This window comes from Lentzea sp. NPDC036949, assembly GCF_055608075.1.
In genome coordinates, this window is the sequence record NZ_JBVJRA010000011.1 from 36,174 (window position 1) to 55,013 (window position 18,840).

At 72.8% G+C, this 18,840-nt stretch carries 19 protein-coding genes; 9 read left to right on the forward strand and 10 right to left on the reverse strand.

Annotated elements, in window-relative coordinates:
• The first annotated feature begins 96 nt into the window (after positions 1 to 96).
• Positions 97 to 1,551: a sugar transferase gene (locus tag ACZ7CD_RS28205; RefSeq protein ID WP_470368517.1), complete on the forward strand. Its 1,455-nt coding sequence runs from the start codon at positions 97 to 99 to the stop codon at positions 1,549 to 1,551.
• Positions 1,551 to 2,765: a putative glycoside hydrolase family 15 protein gene (locus ACZ7CD_RS28210; RefSeq protein ID WP_360387545.1), complete on the forward strand. Its 1,215-nt coding sequence runs from the start codon at positions 1,551 to 1,553 to the stop codon at positions 2,763 to 2,765. The genes ACZ7CD_RS28205 and ACZ7CD_RS28210 overlap by 1 nt, the downstream gene beginning before the upstream one ends.
• Here ACZ7CD_RS28210 and ACZ7CD_RS28215 read toward each other — a convergent pair.
• From ACZ7CD_RS28215 to ACZ7CD_RS28260, 10 genes are read right to left on the reverse strand one after another with little or no spacing between them, the layout of a single operon-like run.
• The gene (locus ACZ7CD_RS28215) at positions 2,746 to 3,843 is read right to left on the reverse strand and encodes a glycosyltransferase family 4 protein (protein WP_470380062.1); all 1,098 of its coding nucleotides are present in this window, start codon (positions 3,841 to 3,843) and stop codon (positions 2,746 to 2,748) included. The two genes, ACZ7CD_RS28210 and ACZ7CD_RS28215, sit on opposite strands and share 20 nt — an antisense overlap.
• Positions 3,840 to 4,910 (reverse strand): glycosyltransferase, encoded by a 1,071-nt coding sequence (locus ACZ7CD_RS28220; protein ID WP_360387550.1) that lies wholly within the window; start codon positions 4,908 to 4,910, stop codon positions 3,840 to 3,842. Before ACZ7CD_RS28220 ends, ACZ7CD_RS28215 begins: the two co-directional genes overlap by 4 nt.
• A complete protein-coding gene (locus ACZ7CD_RS28225) occupies positions 4,907 to 6,361 on the reverse strand; it encodes an oligosaccharide flippase family protein (protein WP_470380063.1) in 1,455 nt (484 codons plus the stop codon). The genes ACZ7CD_RS28220 and ACZ7CD_RS28225 overlap by 4 nt, the downstream gene beginning before the upstream one ends.
• Positions 6,310 to 7,557 carry a glycosyltransferase family 87 protein gene (locus ACZ7CD_RS28230; RefSeq protein WP_458433219.1) on the reverse strand — a complete coding sequence of 416 codons (1,248 nt, stop codon included), beginning with the start codon at positions 7,555 to 7,557 and terminating at the stop codon, positions 6,310 to 6,312. The genes ACZ7CD_RS28225 and ACZ7CD_RS28230 overlap by 52 nt, the downstream gene beginning before the upstream one ends.
• A complete protein-coding gene (locus tag ACZ7CD_RS28235) occupies positions 7,554 to 7,724 on the reverse strand; it encodes a hypothetical protein (RefSeq protein WP_360387559.1) in 171 nt (56 codons plus the stop codon). The genes ACZ7CD_RS28230 and ACZ7CD_RS28235 overlap by 4 nt, the downstream gene beginning before the upstream one ends.
• On the reverse strand, positions 7,724 to 8,584 hold the full coding sequence (locus ACZ7CD_RS28240) for a hypothetical protein (protein WP_470368514.1): 861 nt from the start codon (positions 8,582 to 8,584) through the stop codon (positions 7,724 to 7,726). Before ACZ7CD_RS28240 ends, ACZ7CD_RS28235 begins: the two co-directional genes overlap by 1 nt.
• On the reverse strand, positions 8,581 to 9,627 hold the full coding sequence (locus ACZ7CD_RS28245) for a glycosyltransferase (protein WP_470380064.1): 1,047 nt from the start codon (positions 9,625 to 9,627) through the stop codon (positions 8,581 to 8,583). Before ACZ7CD_RS28245 ends, ACZ7CD_RS28240 begins: the two co-directional genes overlap by 4 nt.
• Positions 9,609 to 10,775 (reverse strand): O-antigen ligase family protein, encoded by a 1,167-nt coding sequence (locus ACZ7CD_RS28250; RefSeq protein ID WP_458433214.1) that lies wholly within the window; start codon positions 10,773 to 10,775, stop codon positions 9,609 to 9,611. Before ACZ7CD_RS28250 ends, ACZ7CD_RS28245 begins: the two co-directional genes overlap by 19 nt.
• Entirely contained in the window at positions 10,769 to 11,707 is a 939-nt protein-coding gene (locus tag ACZ7CD_RS28255) for a polysaccharide deacetylase family protein (RefSeq protein WP_470380065.1), read from the reverse strand. The genes ACZ7CD_RS28250 and ACZ7CD_RS28255 overlap by 7 nt, the downstream gene beginning before the upstream one ends.
• Positions 11,704 to 12,525, reverse strand: a complete 822-nt coding sequence (locus ACZ7CD_RS28260; protein ID WP_360387574.1) for a hypothetical protein — start codon at positions 12,523 to 12,525, stop codon at positions 11,704 to 11,706. Before ACZ7CD_RS28260 ends, ACZ7CD_RS28255 begins: the two co-directional genes overlap by 4 nt.
• Positions 12,526 to 12,683: 158 nt before the next feature.
• Here ACZ7CD_RS28260 and wecB point away from each other — a divergent pair, with 158 nt between their 5' ends.
• The 7 genes from wecB (at position 12,684) to ACZ7CD_RS28295 (ending at position 18,828) form a co-directional block, all read left to right on the forward strand.
• Positions 12,684 to 13,814 carry a non-hydrolyzing UDP-N-acetylglucosamine 2-epimerase gene (gene wecB, locus ACZ7CD_RS28265; RefSeq protein WP_470380066.1) on the forward strand — a complete coding sequence of 377 codons (1,131 nt, stop codon included), beginning with the start codon at positions 12,684 to 12,686 and terminating at the stop codon, positions 13,812 to 13,814.
• 158 nt (positions 13,815 to 13,972) lie between these two features.
• Positions 13,973 to 14,293, forward strand: a complete 321-nt coding sequence (locus ACZ7CD_RS28270; RefSeq protein ID WP_360387580.1) for a hypothetical protein — start codon at positions 13,973 to 13,975, stop codon at positions 14,291 to 14,293.
• Positions 14,294 to 14,393: 100 nt separating this feature from the next.
• The gene (locus ACZ7CD_RS28275; protein WP_470380067.1) at positions 14,394 to 14,864 is read left to right on the forward strand and encodes a hypothetical protein; all 471 of its coding nucleotides are present in this window, start codon (positions 14,394 to 14,396) and stop codon (positions 14,862 to 14,864) included.
• Positions 14,825 to 15,883 (forward strand): hypothetical protein, encoded by a 1,059-nt coding sequence (locus ACZ7CD_RS28280; RefSeq protein ID WP_470380068.1) that lies wholly within the window; start codon positions 14,825 to 14,827, stop codon positions 15,881 to 15,883. The genes ACZ7CD_RS28275 and ACZ7CD_RS28280 overlap by 40 nt, the downstream gene beginning before the upstream one ends.
• 90 nt (positions 15,884 to 15,973) lie before the next feature.
• Positions 15,974 to 16,315 (forward strand): hypothetical protein, encoded by a 342-nt coding sequence (locus ACZ7CD_RS28285; protein WP_470380069.1) that lies wholly within the window; start codon positions 15,974 to 15,976, stop codon positions 16,313 to 16,315.
• A 443-nt stretch (positions 16,316 to 16,758) separates the two neighbouring features.
• Positions 16,759 to 17,493 (forward strand): carbonic anhydrase family protein, encoded by a 735-nt coding sequence (locus tag ACZ7CD_RS28290; RefSeq protein ID WP_470368509.1) that lies wholly within the window; start codon positions 16,759 to 16,761, stop codon positions 17,491 to 17,493.
• Positions 17,494 to 17,637: 144 nt separating this feature from the next.
• Complete coding sequence (locus ACZ7CD_RS28295; RefSeq protein ID WP_470380070.1) at positions 17,638 to 18,828, forward strand: MFS transporter; 1,191 nt, start codon at positions 17,638 to 17,640, stop codon at positions 18,826 to 18,828.
• The last annotated feature ends 12 nt before the right edge of the window (positions 18,829 to 18,840 follow it).

Below are 18,840 nucleotides of genomic sequence, written 5' to 3' on the forward strand. Positions count from 1 at the left end.
GAGGGAAATTTGATACCCGAAGAGCTGAACTTAAGCCCCTCGTTAACTCTTTCGTGTCGCTGTGCCGTCCACTCTCCATCGATCGGATGATCTTCCATGAGGCGACTCTCGGCGGTGGCCGTTCCCGCCGCACCACCGCAGGCGGACGAGGTCCGGCCGGCTGACCGCGGAAGGCCGCCCCTGGGGCGGGCCGCAACGCCCCGCCGCCGCTCGCGGGACCTGCTCAGCCGGGTGAACGCGGTGGCCGTGCTGCTCGTGCTGGCCGACAGCACGGCACTGGCGGCGGTGTGCGTGCACCGCGGCGTCGACTGGCGCTGGACCGCCGCCATCGCGGCGACCGTGCTGGGCATCAGGGCGGGCTGGCGGCTCTACCGCAGGCGGCTGTGGCTGTCGTGGCTGCAGGACCTGCCCCGCTCCGCCGCGAGCACGGCACTGGCCTTCGCGCTGCTCACCTGCGCCGGTCTGCTCGGGGCCGCACCGGCGGCCGACGTCAGCGCCGCGCAGTGGGCGATGATGACGTACGCGCTGGTCATCGAGCCGGTGCGGTGGTGCGTGTTCGCGTTCGGCCGGTGGTGCCGGCGGCGGTTCGACCGCTGCGACCGCACGATCATCGTCGGCGCGGGCTCGGTCGGCGTGAACCTCGCCAGGACCATGCTGGAGCACCCCCAGTTCGGCCTGCGCCCGGTCGCGTTCGCCGACGCGGGTCCCGACCCCGACCAGCAGCGACCGCCGCTGGAGGTGATCGACGGCGACCTCGCGGAGGCCGTCGTGCGGCTGCGGGCGGGCACGGTCGTGCTCGCGTTCTCGCACACCCGCGAGTCCCGCCTGGTCGAGGCAGCCATCACCGCCCACCGGCTGGGCTGCTCCACGCTCGTGGTGCCGCGGATGTACGAGCTGCACCCCGACGGTCCCGGCATCGAGCGGCTGCGCAGCTACCCGCTGATGCGGCTGGGCACGTCCCCGACCAGGCGCCCGACCTGGTGGGTCAAGCGCGTCCTCGACCTCGTGCTGGCCGCGGTGGCGCTCGTCGTGCTGTCCCCGGTGATCGGCCTGTGCGCGCTGGCCGTGCTGGTCGAAAGCGGTCGCCCGCTGTTCTTCCGGCAGGTCAGGGTGGGGATGGACGACCGGACGTTCGTCCTCTACAAGATCCGCAGCGTCCGCCAGTCCGGTGAGGACGACTCCCAGGTCCGCTGGTCGGTCGAGGGCGACTCCCGGGTCGGGCCGGTCGGCCGGTTCCTGCGCCGCACCTCGCTCGACGAGCTGCCCCAGCTGTGGAACGTCCTGCGCGGCGACATGTGCGTCGTGGGGCCGCGCCCGGAGCGTCCCGGTTTCGTTCGCGAGTTCTCCGCCATTCACGAGCTATATTGGGCGCGCCACCGCGTCCCGACCGGTCTCACCGGTCTTGCCCAGGTTCACGGGTTGAGGGGTGACACCTCGATCGCCGACAGGTCTCGATACGACAACTACTACATCGCGAATTGGTCGCTGTGGCTCGACCTGAGGATTCTACTGATGACGGCGGGTGAGTTGTGTTGCCGGAAAAATCGCTGATGCGCCGATTCACCGCACTTGTGCTGGTGCTGTTCTCGACGGCCTGTTCGGTGACCGCGGCGAGCGACCCGATCACGACCGGCCCGCCGCCGAAACCGGTCGCGCCGTGCGCCTGGTGGTACGGCATCGGCGACTCGCCGGCCGCCTGGGAGATCCGCGAGGCGGCCAAGCACTACGACGTCGTGGTGCTCAACGCGTGGGAGACCTCGGCCATGCGCCGCCTCCACGACCTCAACCCGAAGATCAAGGTGCTGGTCTACAAGGACTTCGCCAGCACCCGCAACTACCCCGGCGCGGTGGAGGGCGACCGCGACTCCAAGTACCTGCCCACCGGCATCGGGTACTACGCCGCCCAGCAGCAGCACCCCGCGTGGTTCGCGGTCGACACGGCGGGCAAGCGCATCGAGTGGGCCGGGTACCCCAAGCACTGGCAGATGGCGGTGTGGAACAGGGAGTACCAGCAGGCCTGGGTGAACGCGGTCGTCGCCGAGGTGACCCGCGAAGGCTGGGACGGCGTGCTGGCCGACAACGACTTCAGCTCGCTGCGGTACTACTCGCCCGCGGTGATCGCGGGCACGGCCGACACCGCGGCCACTGACCGGTTGCTGCGCGAGGGCCTGGACGGTCTGCTCGACCTCGCCGGCACCGCGCTGGAGAAGTCGGGGAAGATGCTGGTGCCCAACGTCTCGGAGTCGCAGCTGACGCCCGGCCGCTGGTCGGCGCACTCCCGGTACGCCGGTGCGATGGAGGAGAACTTCGGCCTGCGCGGCGACAACGGCGCCGGCGAGCTGATCACGTTCAAGGGCAACCAGTTCAAGGAGCAGCGCGCCCAGGCCGCGCTCGGCGAGTCGTGGCTGCTGCTGATCACGCACACGAAGTCGGACCAGGAGGAACGCGTCGGGTACGCCTCGGCCGCGTTGCTCGCGAGCCCGCACACGTGCTGGACGCAGGCCGATCCCAGCTACAAGAGCCCGTACTGGTCGATCTACCAGGACGCGCGGCTGGGGGAGGCGGTCGAAGCGGCGAACCGGTTGCCCAGCGGGGCGTGGACCCGCCGGTTCAGCAACGGCTGGGTGGCGGTGAACCCGACCAAGGCCGCGGTGCGGATGACCCCGCCGCAGGGCCTCGCGACGCTGCGGGGCGAGCCGGTGCCGCCGGAGATCGACCTGCCTCCGGCGGACGCGGCGGTCTACGTCAACGCGCAGAAGCGGTGAGCCCGCGGTAGAGCTCCAGGTGGCGGCGGGCGCACACCTCGGCGGTGAACCGCTCGCGCGCCCTGGCGGCCAGGGCCTGGCCGGTGCGGCCGGGCTCCGGGTCGGCGAACAGCTCGGTGAGCCGCTGCTGCAACGCGGTCACGTCACCGGGACGGGGGCACTCGATGGCGGGGATGCCCAGCATGTCCGCCACACCACCGGTGTCCGTGGCCACCACCGGCTTGCCCGCGGCCATCGCCTCGGCGACGACGAGCGGCTGCTGCTCCATCGTGGACGGCAGCACCAGCGCGTCGTGCTCGCGCAGCAGGTCGGGGACGTCCGTGCGGAAACCGAGGAACCGCACCCGGTCCTGCAACCCCCGCCGGGTCACCCGGCCCTCCGCCTGGGTCCGTTGTGGACCGTCGCCGACGACCGTGAGCGTGGCGTCGGCGGGCATGGTGGTCTCCAGCGCGTCGAGCAGGGTCAGCAGCCCCTTGCGCTCCACCAGCAGCCCCACGAAGATCAGCCTGCGCACCGGTGCCGTCGGCGGGTGCGCCTCACCGACGTCGACGCAGTTGTCGATGTGGGTCATGCGGTGCGGTGGCACGTACAGGCGTTCGCGCAGGAACCGGCCCATCTCCCTGGCCGGCACCACCGTCCGGTGCACGACCCGCGCGACCGCGGCGTCACCGGCGAGCACGGCGCGGGTGTAGTGCGACGGCGGCGTCGAGCCCCGCACGCACCGGAACCACGACTCGTCCACGTCGTCGGGCACCCCGTGGTAGGTGTGCACGATCTTGGTGCCCGCCGTCGCGAGGCCCGCGCTCACCAGCCCGGACCGCCGGTCCTGCGCGTGCACCACGTCCGGCCGCCACGCCTTGATCGCGGCGCGCGCCTGCCGTGCGGCGCGCACGTCCCCCTTGCTGGGGACCAGGATCTCCTCGAAGTGCGGGTCGACCAGCTCGGCGCCGCGCCGCGGTCGCGGTCCGAACACCCTGACCTCCGCGTCACCGGACCCGGCGAGCGCGGCGGCCAGCCGGACCGTCACGTCCACCGGGCCACCGCTGTCCTGTGTGAGCAGGTAGGCGATCCGTGTCATCCTCGTCCTCTCCCGGACAGCAGCTTCTCGGTGAGCGTCACGATCCGGTCGGTCATGCGCTCGCGGTCGAACAGGTTCTCGGCGCGGACCCGGCCGCGTTTCCCCTCCGCGGCGGCGAGCTCGCGGTCGGTGAGGCGCAGGGCAATCGCGTGCGCCAGTGCGTCCACGTCCCCGGCGGGCACGACCTCCCCGGCGTCGCCGAGGCTCTGCCGCACACCCTCGACGTCGAACGCGACGACGGAACGCCCGCAGGCCATGGCCTCCAGCGGCACCAGGGCCATGCCCTCGGCACGGGAGGGCAGTACGACGACGTCGGCCTCGGTGTAGAAGTCGGCGACCACGGCGCGGTGGCCGTGCCAGTGCACCGACGGGTGGTGGTGCGCGGCCCGCAGACCGGCGGCCATCGGGCCGTCGCCGACGAGCAGCAACCGGGCGTCCGGAACGGACCGCAGCACCTCCGGCCAGGCCCGCAGCAGCAGGTCCTGCCCCTTCTGGTGGGCGATGCGCCCGACGCACACGGCGGTCGGGACGTCGTGGTCGTGGTGGCGCGGGTGCAGCCGCCGCGTGTCGACGCCGTTGCACACGACCTCGGCCGGTGCGGTGACCCCGGCGGCACGACCGGCGGCGAGCTCGTCGTCGCTGACGCAGACGAGGAGGTCCGTCCAGCGCGACGCCAGCCCCTCCCAGCGGCGGCACGCGGTGCGCAGCAGCCCGCCGGCGACCTGGAAGGACCACAGGTGCGGCTGGAACAGCGTGGGGACGCGGCCGCGCAGCACCAGCCTGGCCAGCCCGGCCTTGGAGCTGTGCAGGTGGACGGCGTCCGGCCGGAGCCGGTCGAGCGTGCGGCGCAGGGACACCAGCTCCCGCGCGGTACCGGGACCCGGCAGTCGCGTCGCCTGCCACGAGTGGACCGGGATGCCGTGTGCGTGGGCTTGGTCGGCCAGCCAACCGGCTGGGGGACAGGCGATCCCGACGTCCCAGCCGCGGTCGCGCTGGGCGCGGGCGAGCTCCAGCACCACGGCGGCGACCCCGGCCTCGACCGGCTGCGTCACGTGGACGACCTTCACGTGCGCTCCTTGAGTCCGATGAGGACGGTGCGGGTCAACGGCAGCACCACCGCGCAGTAGCCGGCGAGCAGCGCGGTGGCGGTGGCGGCGAGGCCCGCGACGCTCGCCGGGGCCGGCAGGACGGTGCTGAGCGCGAAGCTCACGAGCGCGCCGGCGACGACCGCGGCGGCCGTGCGGGCCAGCCGGGGGAGCGGGGCCGCGAGGCCGTTGCGGTGCAGCACCAGCCACGTCGCGGGGACCAGCAGCCACACCGTGGCGACCTGGGTGACGGCGACGGCCTGCGGGCCGTGCGGGGTGGTGAAGACCAGCGCGGTCACCAGCGTGCCGAGGTGGGCGGCTTCGAGGGCGAGGTACTGGCGGGCGTGCCCGGCGGCCCTGACCACCTGGTACCAGACGTGCAGCAGGCCGAGGCCGAGGCCGTAGCCGCAGAGCAGGACGAGGATCGCGGCGGCGTCCGCCCACTGCGCACCGAGCAGCGTGATCGCGTCGGCGCTCAGGGCGACCACGACGTAGAGGCCGCCGGTGACCACCAGCGTCGCCGTCGTGAACCGGTGCAGCTCCTCCGGCAGCTCACCGGACCGTCCACTCCGGACCTTCGCGGCGCAGATCGGGAACAGCACCCCGCCGAGCACGACCGCGACCACGATGTAGGGCACCCAGGCGATCCGGAACGCGAGCGAGTACCCGCCGACCGCCTCCTGGCCGAGCACGTGCCCGATCGCGAGGTAGTCGACGTTGACGAGCAGCACGGCGATCAGCGCGCCGGGCCCCACGACCGCCAGCCAGCCCGCGGCCTCCCGTGCCGCCGCGCCGTCCCAGACCGGCCGGATGCGGGCACCGGCGACGGCCGCGAGGACGGGTTGCGCGACGGCGGTGCACAGCAGGCCGAGGACGAACGCGCTCGGCCCGGTGCCCCGTGCCGCCAGCGCGACCGTCACCGCGGCACCCAGCAGCATGCTCCCCGCGTCCGGCAGCATGCGACGGCGGAAGTCGAGGTCGCGGTGCATCAACGCCATCTGCACACCGCCCGCCGCCGTGAACGGCAGCGTGAGCGCCGCGAGCCGCAGCATCCCGGCCGCCTCCGGAGCGCCGAGCGCACGGGCGATCGGGTCGGCCGCGGCGACGACGGTGACGGCGAGGACGGTCCCGGCCGCGACGCTCATCGTCAGCACCGTGCCCGCGGTCAGGAGCGGGTCGCGTCCGGTGCGGCTGATGATGTCGTAGACGCCCATCGACTGGACCACCTGACCGACGTTGACGACCGACACGACCAGCGCGACCGCACCCAGCTCCGCCTCGCTGAAGAACAGTGCCAGCGCCAGCGTGACGACGACCTGGCTGCTCTTGCTCACCAGGTTGACCGCGAAGAGCCACAGCGAGCCCCGCACCGCCACGTCGGTCATGCCGCGCGCCGGGTGTGCCTGACCGCGAACACCGCGAGCACCAGCCACGCGGCCACCACCGCGACCCCGTCGAGCGTGACGGCGGCCCGTGCCCCGAGCGCGGCCCTGACCGCGGTGTCGACGAAGTGCAGGTGCGCGAACGGCACGGCGAGCAGCAGCGCCGCCGCCCCTGCCCACCGCCAGTGCGCCTCCTGCCTGCGCCGCCAGCACACGACCGCGAGCGCGACGAGCGCGGGAACCGCGATGAGCACGTCACCGGGCTGGTGCACCAGTGCGACGACGGTCCCCAGGCACGTCAGCACGTCCGCTGCCGCACCCCCGTCCGCGCGCCGGTCGAGCCTGCGCGCCAGCACCGCCGTGACGGCGAGGACCCCGCAGAGCGCGACCAGCTCCGCCGCCGGCGGCAGCCAGCCCGTGGTGCGGAAGAACACCGCCGGCAGGTCGATCCGTTGCGCCGTCACGGAGTCGACGGCGCCGTACCCGGTGCTGCCGGCCCACGCGAGGTTGCGCTGGATGATGTCGAGGAACCCGCCGAGCCCGTCCCGCAGCACGAGGAGCGTGGCGACCGGAAGGCTGGCGGCGGCGGCGACCGCGGTACCGGTGAGCGCGACCCTCCTGTCCCCGCGCACGAACACCAGCAGTGCCAGCGGCAACCCGAACTGCGGCTTCAACCAGGCCAGCGCGAGCGCCGCCGCGGCCCAGCACGGGTGGGAGCGGCGCAGCAGCAACACCCCGGCCGCGCCGACGGCGATCAGCGGGTTGACCTGCCCGACGTACATCTGCGCCTTGCCGACCTGGCTCGTGACCAGCAGCGTGGCGACCACCGCGGTGCCCGCGACCAGCGGGAGCCTGGCGTGACCGGCGGCCATGACGGCGAGGCCGACCAGCAGCACCAGGCACGCCAGCGCGAACGCCACCGCGCCGACCCGGTAGTCCGGCAACGCGAACGGCAGGTGCAGCACCAGGTGGTACGGCTGGTAGAGGTTGAAGTTCTGCCGCACCGGCCAGTGCGCGAACATCACCGCCGGGTCGTACGGGTTGCCGCCGGCGAGGAACTCCCGGATCGGGAAGTAGAGCGCGTCGCGGAAGTCCTGCATGCGCTCTTCGGGCAGGTTCGCCTCGGTGGGGAGGGGGACCTCCCAGGCGGGCCTGAGTGCGCGGACGGCGCTCGCTGTGCCGGCCAGTGCGACCAGGGCGACGAGGACGGTCCTGGCGAGGCCGGACCGGTTGGTGGTGGTGATCACTGGGGCACCGCCGTGGTGGAAGGGGTGTCGAACCGGCCCGCTCGCGCACCGGGACCGGGAGGCTCGTCCGGGTTCTCCGGTGCGTGCACGGGCAGCTTCGTCGGGTCCGCGCCGCGACCACCGGCTGCCGGAACGGCCGGTGCGCGGCCCGGACGCAGAACCGTCATCACGCCAGCACCACCGCCACCACCACGGCCGACGCCGGCAGCACCGCCAGCGCCGTCGCGAGGTCGTCGCGGCGCATCCGGTCGTTCGCCGCCACCGCGATCACCGCCGTGCCGTCGGCGGGCTCGGAGGCCTTGTCCGGCAACGCCCGCGCCAGCTCCTCGGCGCGCGCGGTCAGGTCAGGGCCCACCGGCACCACCCGCACCGGCCGTGCGGCCGCCACGCACAGCGCCGTCAGACGTTCGGTCAAACCAGCCTCGCCGTCGTGCGCGACCACCACCGGGTGCCGCACGCCGGCGGTGCTGAGCACCTGCCGCACCACGCTCCCGGTTCCGCGCAACCGCCGCACCGCGGCCGCGGCGGCACCCGCGACCACCGCGGCGACCAGCGCCAGGCCCGTGGCCAGCCGCAGGTCCGGGGTGACCGCCGTCGTCTCCGGGCGCGGGTCCACCAGCCGGAAGCGGGCGGCGGGGGCCAGCAGGTCCGCGTCGACCACGGCCTGCGCGACCGCCGACACCGCCTTCGCCGCCTGCTCCGGGGACGCCGCGCGCACCGAGACGCGAACGACGCCGGAGGCGGGCACCAGCTCGACGGCGATCGCGCCGGCCAGGCGGTCGGCGGGCAGACCGGCCGTGCGCGCCGCGGCGTCCAGCACGGAGGGGCTGCGGACCAGCTGCACGACGGCGGGGGTGGCCAGGGAGGTGACCTCGCCGAACTGCGCGCTGTCCGGAGTGGACGGTGTGGCGAGCAGGGCGAGCCTGCCCTCGCTCTCGCCGTCGCGCAGGGCGACGGCGAGGAACACGAGTGCGCCGACCACGACCGCGGCCAGCACGCCTTCAACAACAGCTCGGGGAACCCTCATCTTCTTCGTGCCTCCAGCACGGTGCGAAGCAGCTCGTCGTAGGACTTCATCAACGCGTGCGCGTCACCGGACCCGTCGCGCGCGGTGGCGACCTCGCGGGCGAGGGGGGAGTGCAGCAGGTCGCGCAGCGCCTTCGCGGTCGCGGCCGGGCTGCGGCGTGGCACCAGGACCCCGCCACCGCCGGACAGCACCTCCCGCACACCGTCCACATCGGACGCCACCACCGGCCGGCCCGCGGCCAGCGACTCGAGCAGCGCGATCGGCATGCCCTCCCAGTCGCTGGTCAGCACGGTGACGTCGGCGGCTTCGAGCAGGTCGCGCACGTCGGTGCGGGTGCCGAGGAACCGCACCCGGCCGCCGACGCGCTCCGCGTGCTCCTCCAGCTCGGCGCGCAGGCTGCCGTCACCGGCCAGCCACAGCTCCGCCGCGCCGCCCACCGACGCCCACGCGTCGAGCAGCACGTCGTGGCGCTTCTGCGGCTCCAGCCGGGCCGGGCACAGGGCGACCGGCACGTCCGGCGCGGTGCCCAGCGCGGCACGCACGGTGGCGCGGTCGTGGACTGGTGCCGACGGGAACACCGCGTTCGGGACCACCTCGGAGGCGAGTCCGGCCGCGCGCAACCGGTCCGCCGACGCCGCCGCCACCGCGACGACCCGGTCCGACACCCGCCGCAGCACCCGCACGGCACCGGCGACGTCCGCCTCGGCCACGCCGTGGAACACCGTCACCACCGGCGTCCGCGGCGCACCGAGCCGGGCCACCAGGCTCGCGGACACGTTGTGCGCCAGCACGACCTCCGGCCGGAACCGCCGCACCGCCGCCGAGACCGCCCACGCCGCCCGCACCACGCCCAGGGCCGACCGGCGTGCCAGTGGCACGTCGAACACCAGCACACCGGCGTCGCGCAGCGCCGCCACCCGGAACCCGCCCGCGGTCGCGACCGCCGACTCCCAGCCGACGTCCGGTCCGGCCGCCGCCATCCCGGCCACGAGCGCCTCCGCGCCGCCCGCGCCCATCTCGCTGATCACGTGGAGAACGCGCATCGACCCTCCCGAGCCCGTTGTTGCAGCGCCACCGCGATCGCCACCAGCGACCACAGCGGCAGGTAGTACTGCTCGGACAGGAAGACCGACGCGACCAGCACCGCGATCAGCGCCGCCTGCACCGCCACGACCTGCCGCCGGTCCGCGCCGAGCCGCACCGCGCGTTCCGCCGCGACGAACCCGGCGGCGATCACCGCGATGAGCAACGCGAACCCGGGCAGGCCCAGCTCGGCCGCCACTTCGAGGAAGAGGTTGTGCGCCACCGGTGTCTGCTCGTCGATCTCCGCGTTGTGCGACGCGGCCGCGTAGTGCTGGCGGAACCCGCCGGGTCCGACGCCGAGCACCGGCTCGTCGGCGAGCATCCGCGCCGCCGCCTGCCAGCGCAGCACCCGCGTGTCGGCGTTCGTGCCCGCGATGTGGCTCTTCTCCTGCAACGCCCGGTCCAGCTCGGCGTGCGCCACCTGCGCGAACACCAGCGCCGCCAGGCCGGTCACGGCAGCGGTGACCACGACCGCGCGCACCGGCAGCACCCGCCGCAGCACCAGCCATGCCAGCGCGCAGGCCAGTGCGATGCCGCCACCGCGGGAGAACGTCGCCAGCGCACCGGCCGCGAGCACCGCGCCCAGCACGAGCGGCACGAACCGGAACCGGCCCCCCGCCGGCAGCGCCACCAGCAACGGCAGCGCCGCCACGAGGAAGAACGCGAGGTCGTTGGGGTCCTCCAGCGGCCCGGTCGCCCGAAGCTCGCCGCCCACGACGCTGAGCAGCCCGCCGGCCGCCGCCACCACCGCACCGGCCACGACCGCGGCGAGCAGCTCCCTGACCGGCACCGCGCGCGCCGCGACGTCCGCGAGCACCACCGCGACCACCAGGAAAGGCGCCCACCGCACCAGGTACTCGAACGTGAACGGCTCCGCCGCGTGCACCGCCGACGTCGCCAGCAGCACCACCGCCAGCAACGCGAGCAGCAGGTGCAGCGGGTGCGGTGCGGGCAGCCGCCGGTCGCGCACCAGCGAGACCAGCCAGACGCCGATCAGCGCGGCGGGCACCACCTTGGCCGACTGGTCGTGCACCCGCAGCAGGTAGCCCTCCACCGGCGCGAGCGCCACCGTCCCGCACGCCAGGACCCGCAGCAGCACGGTCAGCATGCGACCGGGTCACGTTCCCGCAGCCCGGTCGCCGCGACGCGCGCGACGTGCTCACCCGTGCCGACCACGTCGAAGTGCTCGCGCAGCAACGCCAGCACCCAGTCGAGCAGGGCGACCTTCTCGCTGCCGGGCACCGCCATGCCGGGGAAGAACTCCATGCCCGGCGCCTCGGCGGCGGTCAGCACGTCGGTCGGGTGCAGCAGCAACGACGGGGACACACCGCGGGCACGGCACAACCGCAGCGCGGTGCGGAAGTAACCGCGCGCCAGCCGTGGCGAGAGCTGGTGCAGCTGCAACAGGTACGCGCCGTGGATCGGCACGCGCAGCAACGGCATCGTCGTCACCGGCAGCTCGACGAGCCCGTCGCGCCACCGGTAGGCCTTGTTCGGCGCCCTGACCCGGCCGAAGCCGCCGAACAGGTCGGCGCCGCCGTCGGTCGAGCCCGCCGTGCGGTTGTGGTACGCCCGCGCCAGCGGCCCGATCCACGTGGGCAGCACGCTCGCGTCGTAGTGGTAGCCGCGGCGGGCGAGCAGGTCGAGCAGCTGCGGCGTGACGCTGTAGCCGGGGCCGCGGAAGCCGACCGGGCGCGGTGCCCCGGCGGCCGTGATCGCGTCCTCCGCGCGCACGACCTCGGCCTCCAGTTCGGCGGGGGAGTAGCGGTGCAGCCAGGGTTCGTGCCGGAAGGAGTGGTTCGCGACCTCGTGTCCCGCCGCCGTGATCGCCGCGACCGCCGCGGCGCCGTCCTCGCGTTCCGCGTCCGCGCCGACCACGAACACGGTGGTGGTCAGGCGCTGCTCGCCGAAGACGTCCAGCAGCCGGGGCACCGCGGAGGGCAGGAAGCTGGGCCGCCGCTCCCAGCGCGGGTCGCCGTGGGTCTTGAGGTACGCCCAGAGGTTGTCGAGGTCCAGCGACACGCTGGCGACGGGCTTCACCGCTCGGCTCCGACCAGCGCGGGCGCCGGGCGGGCCGCGGACCCGAGCACCAGCACACCGCTGACGACCAGCAGCACGCCGAGCCCGACCCACCACTCCCGGCCCGGCGCGATCCGGTCGCCCATGAGCGCGAGCCCGGCGACGGAGCCGAGCACCACGGTCGTGGCGTCCATCGAGGCCACCGCGGACGTGGCCGAGCCGCGCTGCAACGCCGTCGCCAGGCACGCCTGCCCCACGAACGCCGCCAGCACCATCACCCACGTCAACGGGTGCAGCACCACGTCGAGCACCGGCTTGCCGGCCACGGTCCGCGCCGCCACCGCGACCACGGCGAACGCGAGCCCGGCCAGCACCGGCGTCGCGGCCTTCCACGTGCGGGCCAGCGGCAGCACCACCACCGTGAGCAGCCCGAGCACGACGACGCTGGGCAGCAGGGGGAGCTCGCGGGCCGTCGACGGCGCCGCCGCACCCGTGAGCAGCAGCAGGCCGCACGCCATGACCACCAGCACCGCGACCTCCACGGCCCTGATGCGCCACCGCAGCGCCAGCACGCCGATCACCGTCGCGAGCCCCACCGCGCACGACGACCCGGCCTGCACCAGGTACAGCGGCAGCTCCGCGCGGGCCAGGAACGCGAACAGGAACCCGCCCACCTGACCGGTGAACCCCAGCAGGTACAGGCGGTCGGAGGCGAGCCGCGCGAGCAGCCCGACGCCGGTGCCCTCGCGCTGGTCCGCCCTGCGCGCCGCGACGGTCTGGGCGACTATCCCCAGCCCGTACAGCACAGTCGACACCGCAAGGGCCAGATGACCGGACACGAAGGACTCTCCGTTGGTTTCGGCGAAGACGCGTTACGCCACTGAACGGGGGCCGACAATAGACACCCCTGTGCCGCAACACTTTCGAGCGATACGCCAAGCAACGCTTTCGGGTGAACGAGGCGAGTTCTTCAAGATCGATGAAGTACTTTGCCGCCGTGCGGGAAACGAACACCGTGACGATCGTGTGCGGCACCAGGCCAGAGCTGATCAAACTGGCACCACTGGTCGACCACCTCGGCAGCGCGTGCACCATGATCTACACCGGTCAGCACTACGACCGCTCGATGTACTCCCAGATCCGGCGGGACGTGCCGGAGCCGGGCGCCTTCCACGAGCTGTGCCTCGGCGGCCTGCGCCGCGGTGACCAGCTGGGCCGCGCGGTCTCCGCCGTCGACGAGGTGCTCGCCGGCCAGCGCCCCGCGGCCGTGGTGGTGCAGGGCGACACGACCTCCGCGCTGGCGGGTGCGTTGGCGGCCAACGCCTGCGACGTGCCGCTGGTGCACGTCGAGGCGGGCCTGCGCAGCTACGACCGCGCGATGCCCGAGGAGCACAACCGGGTGCTCATCGACCACCTCTCCGACCTGTGCTGCGCCCCGACCCCGTTGAACCGCCACAACCTGCTGGCCGAGGGCGTGGCCGACAGCCGGGTCGTCGTCACCGGCAACACCGTCGTCGAGGCCCTCGCCCACGCACTCCCGTCACCGGAGGAGGAGCGCACCGCGCTGGCCACCGCCGGTGTGACGCGCGACCGGTACGTCCTGGCCACGGTCCACCGCCCGGAGAACGTCGACGACGCCGCGAACCTGGAGACCGTCCTGCGCGAGCTGGGCCGCCTGCCGCTGCCGGTCGTCCTGCCCCTGCACCCGCGCACCGCGCAGCGCATCGGCGCGTTCGGCCTCGACGGCCTGCTGCCCGCGCTGCGCGTCGTGGAACCGCAGCCGTACCGCGCGTTCCTCGCCCTCGCCCAGGGCGCCGCGGTCGTCGTGTCGGACTCGGGCGGCATCCAGGAGGAGGTCAGCGTCCTCAAGCGACCCGTGGTCGTGGTGCGGCGCAGCACCGAGCGCCCGGAGATCGAGGGCACGTTCGGCACGCTCGTGCCGCCGGGTCCGCGCATCGGCACGTCGGTGCTGCGGTGGCTCGACGACGTGCCGGCCCACCGGGCGGCGCTGCGGGAGATCCCGTCACCGTACGGGACCGGGTCGCCGTCGGAGCGGATCGCGTTGGCGGTGCAGGAGATGCTGGGACACGAGCTCGGCGAGCCGGTGGCGGCGGGCATGCGCGGCTGAGGTGACGTCTTGAATCTGTCCTCTATTTGCCTTTTGTGACTTGATTTTGTCCAGTGCTGCTGTTGCACGGTGAAATTGTCGTGCAACGGTCGGCATTCCCGGCGTGCGGTCCTCATAACTTGTTCTCGGGCGGACAAAGCCCGGACGAGGGAGGACACATGATCGGAAAACTGCTGGGTTCGGCGTTGCTGGTGACGGCACTGCTCGGCGGCACGGCGGGCGTCGCGTCGGCGACCCCGGACGCGGGGGCGCTCGCCGCGCGCGGGTACGTCGACGAGGGCAACCTGCGCAAAGACCCCAACCTGGGCGCGGCACTCATCGTCACGATCCACGACCAGTGGGTGGACATCAACTGCTGGATCGACGGTGGTCCCAACGGTTTCGGGTCCAACCGGTGGTTCAAGGCGACCTACTGCGCGAACGTCGGCTACCTGAGCTCGGGCGTGGTGTCACACCAGCCGTCGGTGGGCCACTGCTGATCTCGCCGCTGCCGTGCCACCGGTGCGATCCGGCCGGTGGCACGGCGTCTTCCGGCGGATTCCCCCGAGTGGAACGCATTTTCCGTGCAACACTGCGGAAATGATCGGTAGGCGCACGCGACGAAGACAGGCGTGGCTCCTGCGGACGAACAGAATTCTCGGCCGCCGGGACGAGTTCCGATCCGCGAGGAGCTTCGCCAGGGCTTTCCGCGCCGACGGGAAAAGCGCGCTGTCGCCGTCGCAGATCACCCGGTGGGAGAAGGGCGAGTCCTTCGCCGACGGCACGGTCCTGCACCGGTACGAAGCTCTTCTGCAGGTTCCCGGTCGGATGCTCACCGTGGCGAACGAGGCAGCGCGCCGGTTCCTGAACGACGAGCAGCCGACCACCGAAGGTGGTGACCTGCCGGACGCGGCACTGCACGAGCTCCTCGACCGGGCGTGCGTCCCCGGCGCGATGGCGGGAACGGACTGGCGGGACCTGACCCGCGCGGTCGCCGCCCGGCCGGACCTGCTGCTGCACCCGCCACGCCTGTGGCCGCGATCGCCGAGAACCTGCTGGGAGAACTGGTGATCGCGGAGCAGACGGAGTGGCTCGTCCGCCAGGAGGCCATGAGCCGACTGCTCGAACACCGGGCGAGCGCACCGCACGCCCTCGACATCTGCACCGGCATGGCGGACGACCGGGCGACGCCGGTGTGCATCGAGCCGATCTCGTTGCTGGACAACAGCGTTCTTCCGAGCGCGAGCCGGTACGTGCTCGCCCAGCTGCGCGGCCCGGACGGCGTCCGGGCGTTGCACGGCGCGTTGCTCGCGGCCGTGGCCAAAGTGCGGCGCGGGCACTTCACGGTGACCGAGACCGCAGAGCTCCGGCACCTGGCCACCGCACTGCTGGCCGAGGGGCACGACCACCCGCTGGTCACCCCGATGGCCGTGGAGCTCGGCCACGTGCTGCGACTGCGCGGCACCCCCGAGCCCGTGGTGGACAACCGGGTCAGCGCCCACCTCGCGCTCACCGCCCAGGCCCGGTCGGCGGCCGCGGAGCCCGGCGTGGACGAGGTGCTGGCCGAGCTCGTCGGTGAGGCCATGTTCTGCCAGAACCCCGACGCACGGCTCTACGCCACCGCGTTGATCACCGCGACGCCCTATCGGGAACCGCTCGCCACCGCGGTCACCGACTGGCTCGCCGCAGGGGACCTGCGCGACGAGCTGCTGGTCGAACGGGGCTTGGGACTGCTCAACAAGCTGGGCGCGCCGACCCACCGCGTCCTGGTGCGCGCCCTGCTGCTCGACCCCGCGCTCTCGGCCCGCAACAGGCATGCCGCCGCATGGGCTTCCACGCACAGCCCCGGTCGGCTCGACGAGGGTGTGTGGCGGGCGATCGTCGCGACGCAGACGGCGCTGTTCCGGAACCGGCCGTCCCCGCTCGACGACGACATCCTGCGCGGTCTCGTGTACAGCATCGGCACGGACGCGCACCGGTGCCTGCTCCGCGAGATGCACGCCGACACCCGTGTTCCCGCACAGGCGCGCGCCTTGGCCGCGTGGTGGTTGCGGGTGGGGCCGGCAGGCGACTGCCGCACCGGCGGGTAGTGCCCGGTGGGGGTGAGCACGATGCGGACACCTGTCCGCCTGCCGAGAACCCGATGAGGCGCGGTGCCGCCGTGGGTAGTGTCCACCGGTGTGAACACGACTGCGCTGTGGCGGCCGACCGGACCCGAGGAGCTGGAGCTCGTCCGGGAGTCCGGCTGGCGCGCCTGGCCGCCGCGCCTGCCCGACCAGCCGATCTTCTACCCCGTGCTGAACGAGGAGTACGCGGTCAAGATCGCCCGCGAGTGGAACGTGCCGCACAGCGGGGTCGGGTACGTGACCCGGTTTCACGTCGAGACCGGCTTCCTGCGGCGGTACCCGGTGCAGCAGGCCGGTGGGCGCACGATCCTGGAGCTGTGGGTGCCCGCGGAGGAGCTGGCCGAGTTCAACGAGCACATCGTCGGCGAGATCGAAGTGGTGCACGAGTTCCGGTGATGGACTGATGGCGTGCGGCCACGCCGCACCGGCTGCGGCACGTGGTGCCCGCGCTGCACGCCTCGGCCACCCGCGAGAGCGCACCCTGACCCGGCGCGCGTACTGGTGGGACCAGCCGGTCGCCTCGCTCCACAGCGATGTGCTCAGTGATTCAGTGCTGACTGAAAGAAAGTCGGTCGACGTTGGTTCGGTCGTGGGCGATAGTGACCATTGGGTAATTGCTCCCGATCGGAACGAAACGGGCGCCCGTAAACGGGAACTCCGAAGTTCTTGAATTCCGACTTTTGTATTGTTTGCCGCGCCTTTCTGAAGCGGTTCACCTGCGGTTGTGCTCCCGTATTGGGGGTTAAGTCCGATTTTTGCGCCAAAACGAAAGACGTCTCAATGAGAGCGCGAACACACTCCACTTCCTCATTTCACTCGATCGGGTGAATTGTGGCGCGATGAACCTGAAACGGTCCCTTCCGGCTCTCCTGTCGCTGGTGCTCGCCACGTCGTTCTTCGCGGCGGGCCCGGCCGAGTCGGGGACACCGAGGCAGAGTCCCGTCAACGTCACGCCCGGCGCGATCCGGCTCGACCCGCACGCGCCCAAGCTCGACGTGACCTACGGGCACTCCGCGCTGGAGTTGAAGTACGTCCGCAAGGACGCGGACAAGGCGGACGGCTGTGCGGTCCGCGACCACGAGGAGACCGAGGAGGCGGGGGTCGAGCCGGGTGCCGGTCACGTCACCGTCGCCGGTACGAGGTACGACCTCGTGCAGTTCCACTTCCACACGCCGTCGGAGCACCAGTTCTCCGGCCGGCGCTACCCGCTGGAGATGCACCTGGTGCACCGCAGCGCCGAGGGCAGGCTGCTCGTCGTCGGCGTCCCGCTGCGGGCCGGTGGACGCTCGGCCGTCGACACCGTCCTGTCGGCGTTGTCGCCGGAGTGCGGTGAGCCGGTGGACATCTCACCGATCGACCTCAACCGGTTGCTCCCCGCGAGCCACCACACGCTGCACTACACCGGTTCGCTCACCACGGCGCCGTTCACCGAGGGCGTCGAGTGGTACCTCACGGCCGAGCAGACCGTGTCGGCCGCGTCGATCGCCCGGTTCCAGGCGCTGTTCCCGGCGGGTGACGCCCGTCCCGTGCAGCCGCTGAACGGCCGGACGCTCAACGAGGTGCCGCGCATCTGAACTCATCGCTGACGAGGCCGGCCCCCCGCGCAAGGGCCGGCCTTGTCGCGTGATGGGCTTCACCGGTTCAGAAGTCGCCTGCAATTGCCCGCGTATGCAACTATTGCTGACGCGGACAACCTACGACTTCAAGGACTGTGTGACATGCCTGTCGCTCTGCTCGCGCTCGCGATCAGCGCCTTCGCCATCGGCACCACCGAGTTCGTCATCATGGGGCTGCTGCCCGAGGTGGCGGGTGACCTGGGCGTCTCCATCCCCTCCGCGGGCCTGCTGATCTCCGGCTACGCGCTCGGCGTGGTGGTCGGCGCCCCGCTGCTGACCGTGCTGGGCGGCCGGTTGCCGCGCAAGAAGATGCTGCTGGGGCTGATGGTCCTGTTCATCGCGGGCAACCTGCTGTCCGCGGTGGCCGGGAGCTACGGCGCGCTGATGAGCGGCCGGGCGTTGGCGGCGCTGGCGCACGGCGCGTTCTTCGGCGTCGGCTCGGTGGTGGCCGCCGACCTCGTCGCACCGCACCGCAGGGCGAGCGCCATCGCGTTGATGTTCACCGGTCTGACCGTCGCGAACGTGCTGGGGGTGCCGCTGGGCACCGCGCTGGGGCAGGAGCTGGGCTGGCGCTCGACGTTCTGGGCGGTCACCGCGCTGGGCGTGGTCGGGCTGCTCGGCATCGCGTTCCTGGTGCCCCGGCAGCAGGCGCGGGCGGGTGACCTGCGCGGTGAGCTGGCCGTGTTCCGCAACCCGCAGGTCTGGCTGGCGCTGCTGATGACCGCGCTCGGGTTCGCGGGCGTGTTCGCGTCGTTCACCTACATCGCGCCGATGATGACGTCGGTGGCCGGGTTCTCCTCCGGTGCCGTGACGTGGCTGCTGGTGCTGTTCGGCGTCGGCCTGTTCGCGGGCAACCTGCTGGGCGGCCGGGCTGCGGACCGGTCGGTGCTGAAGAGCCTGGTGGTCATCCTGGTCGCGCTGGCCGCTGTGCTGACGGCGTTCGTGTTCACCGCGCACTCGCAGTGGGCCGCCGCGGTCACCATCGTGCTGTTCGGTGCCGCTGGGTTCGCCACCGTGCCGCCGCTGCAGATGCGGGTGATGCAGACCGCCGGGGGCGCGCCCGCGCTCGCGTCGGCGGCCAACATCGCCGCCTTCAACCTGGGCAACGCCGGTGGTGCGTGGCTCGGCGGTCTCGCGATCGAACGCGGGCTCGGCTACACCGCCCCGAACTGGATCGGCGCGCTGCTCGCCGTCGCCGGTCTCGCGGTCGCCGTCACCTCGATGGCGCTGGAGCGCCGCACCGTGAACGGGCGGTCGCTGGTCGGCGCCGGCGTGGCGTCCAGCCACGAATGAGCCTTCATCTCG

What these genes read in the sequence shown, in the direction of transcription:
- ACZ7CD_RS28205 (WP_470368517.1), top strand. Translation starts at nt 97, where the DNA reads ATGAGGCGACTCTCGGCGGTGGCCGTTCCCGCCGCACCACCGCAGGCG.
- ACZ7CD_RS28210 (WP_360387545.1), top strand. Translation starts at nt 1,551, where the DNA reads ATGCGCCGATTCACCGCACTTGTGCTGGTGCTGTTCTCGACGGCCTGT.
- ACZ7CD_RS28215 (WP_470380062.1), bottom strand. Translation starts at nt 3,843, where the DNA reads ATGACACGGATCGCCTACCTGCTCACACAGGACAGCGGTGGCCCGGTG.
- ACZ7CD_RS28235 (WP_360387559.1), bottom strand. Translation starts at nt 7,724, where the DNA reads ATGACGGTTCTGCGTCCGGGCCGCGCACCGGCCGTTCCGGCAGCCGGT.
- ACZ7CD_RS28240 (WP_470368514.1), bottom strand. Translation starts at nt 8,584, where the DNA reads ATGAGGGTTCCCCGAGCTGTTGTTGAAGGCGTGCTGGCCGCGGTCGTG.
- ACZ7CD_RS28245 (WP_470380064.1), bottom strand. Translation starts at nt 9,627, where the DNA reads ATGCGCGTTCTCCACGTGATCAGCGAGATGGGCGCGGGCGGCGCGGAG.
- ACZ7CD_RS28250 (WP_458433214.1), bottom strand. Translation starts at nt 10,775, where the DNA reads ATGCTGACCGTGCTGCTGCGGGTCCTGGCGTGCGGGACGGTGGCGCTC.
- ACZ7CD_RS28270 (WP_360387580.1), top strand. Translation starts at nt 13,973, where the DNA reads ATGATCGGAAAACTGCTGGGTTCGGCGTTGCTGGTGACGGCACTGCTC.
- ACZ7CD_RS28275 (WP_470380067.1), top strand. Translation starts at nt 14,394, where the DNA reads ATGATCGGTAGGCGCACGCGACGAAGACAGGCGTGGCTCCTGCGGACG.
- ACZ7CD_RS28290 (WP_470368509.1), top strand. Translation starts at nt 16,759, where the DNA reads ATGAACCTGAAACGGTCCCTTCCGGCTCTCCTGTCGCTGGTGCTCGCC.
- ACZ7CD_RS28295 (WP_470380070.1), top strand. Translation starts at nt 17,638, where the DNA reads ATGCCTGTCGCTCTGCTCGCGCTCGCGATCAGCGCCTTCGCCATCGGC.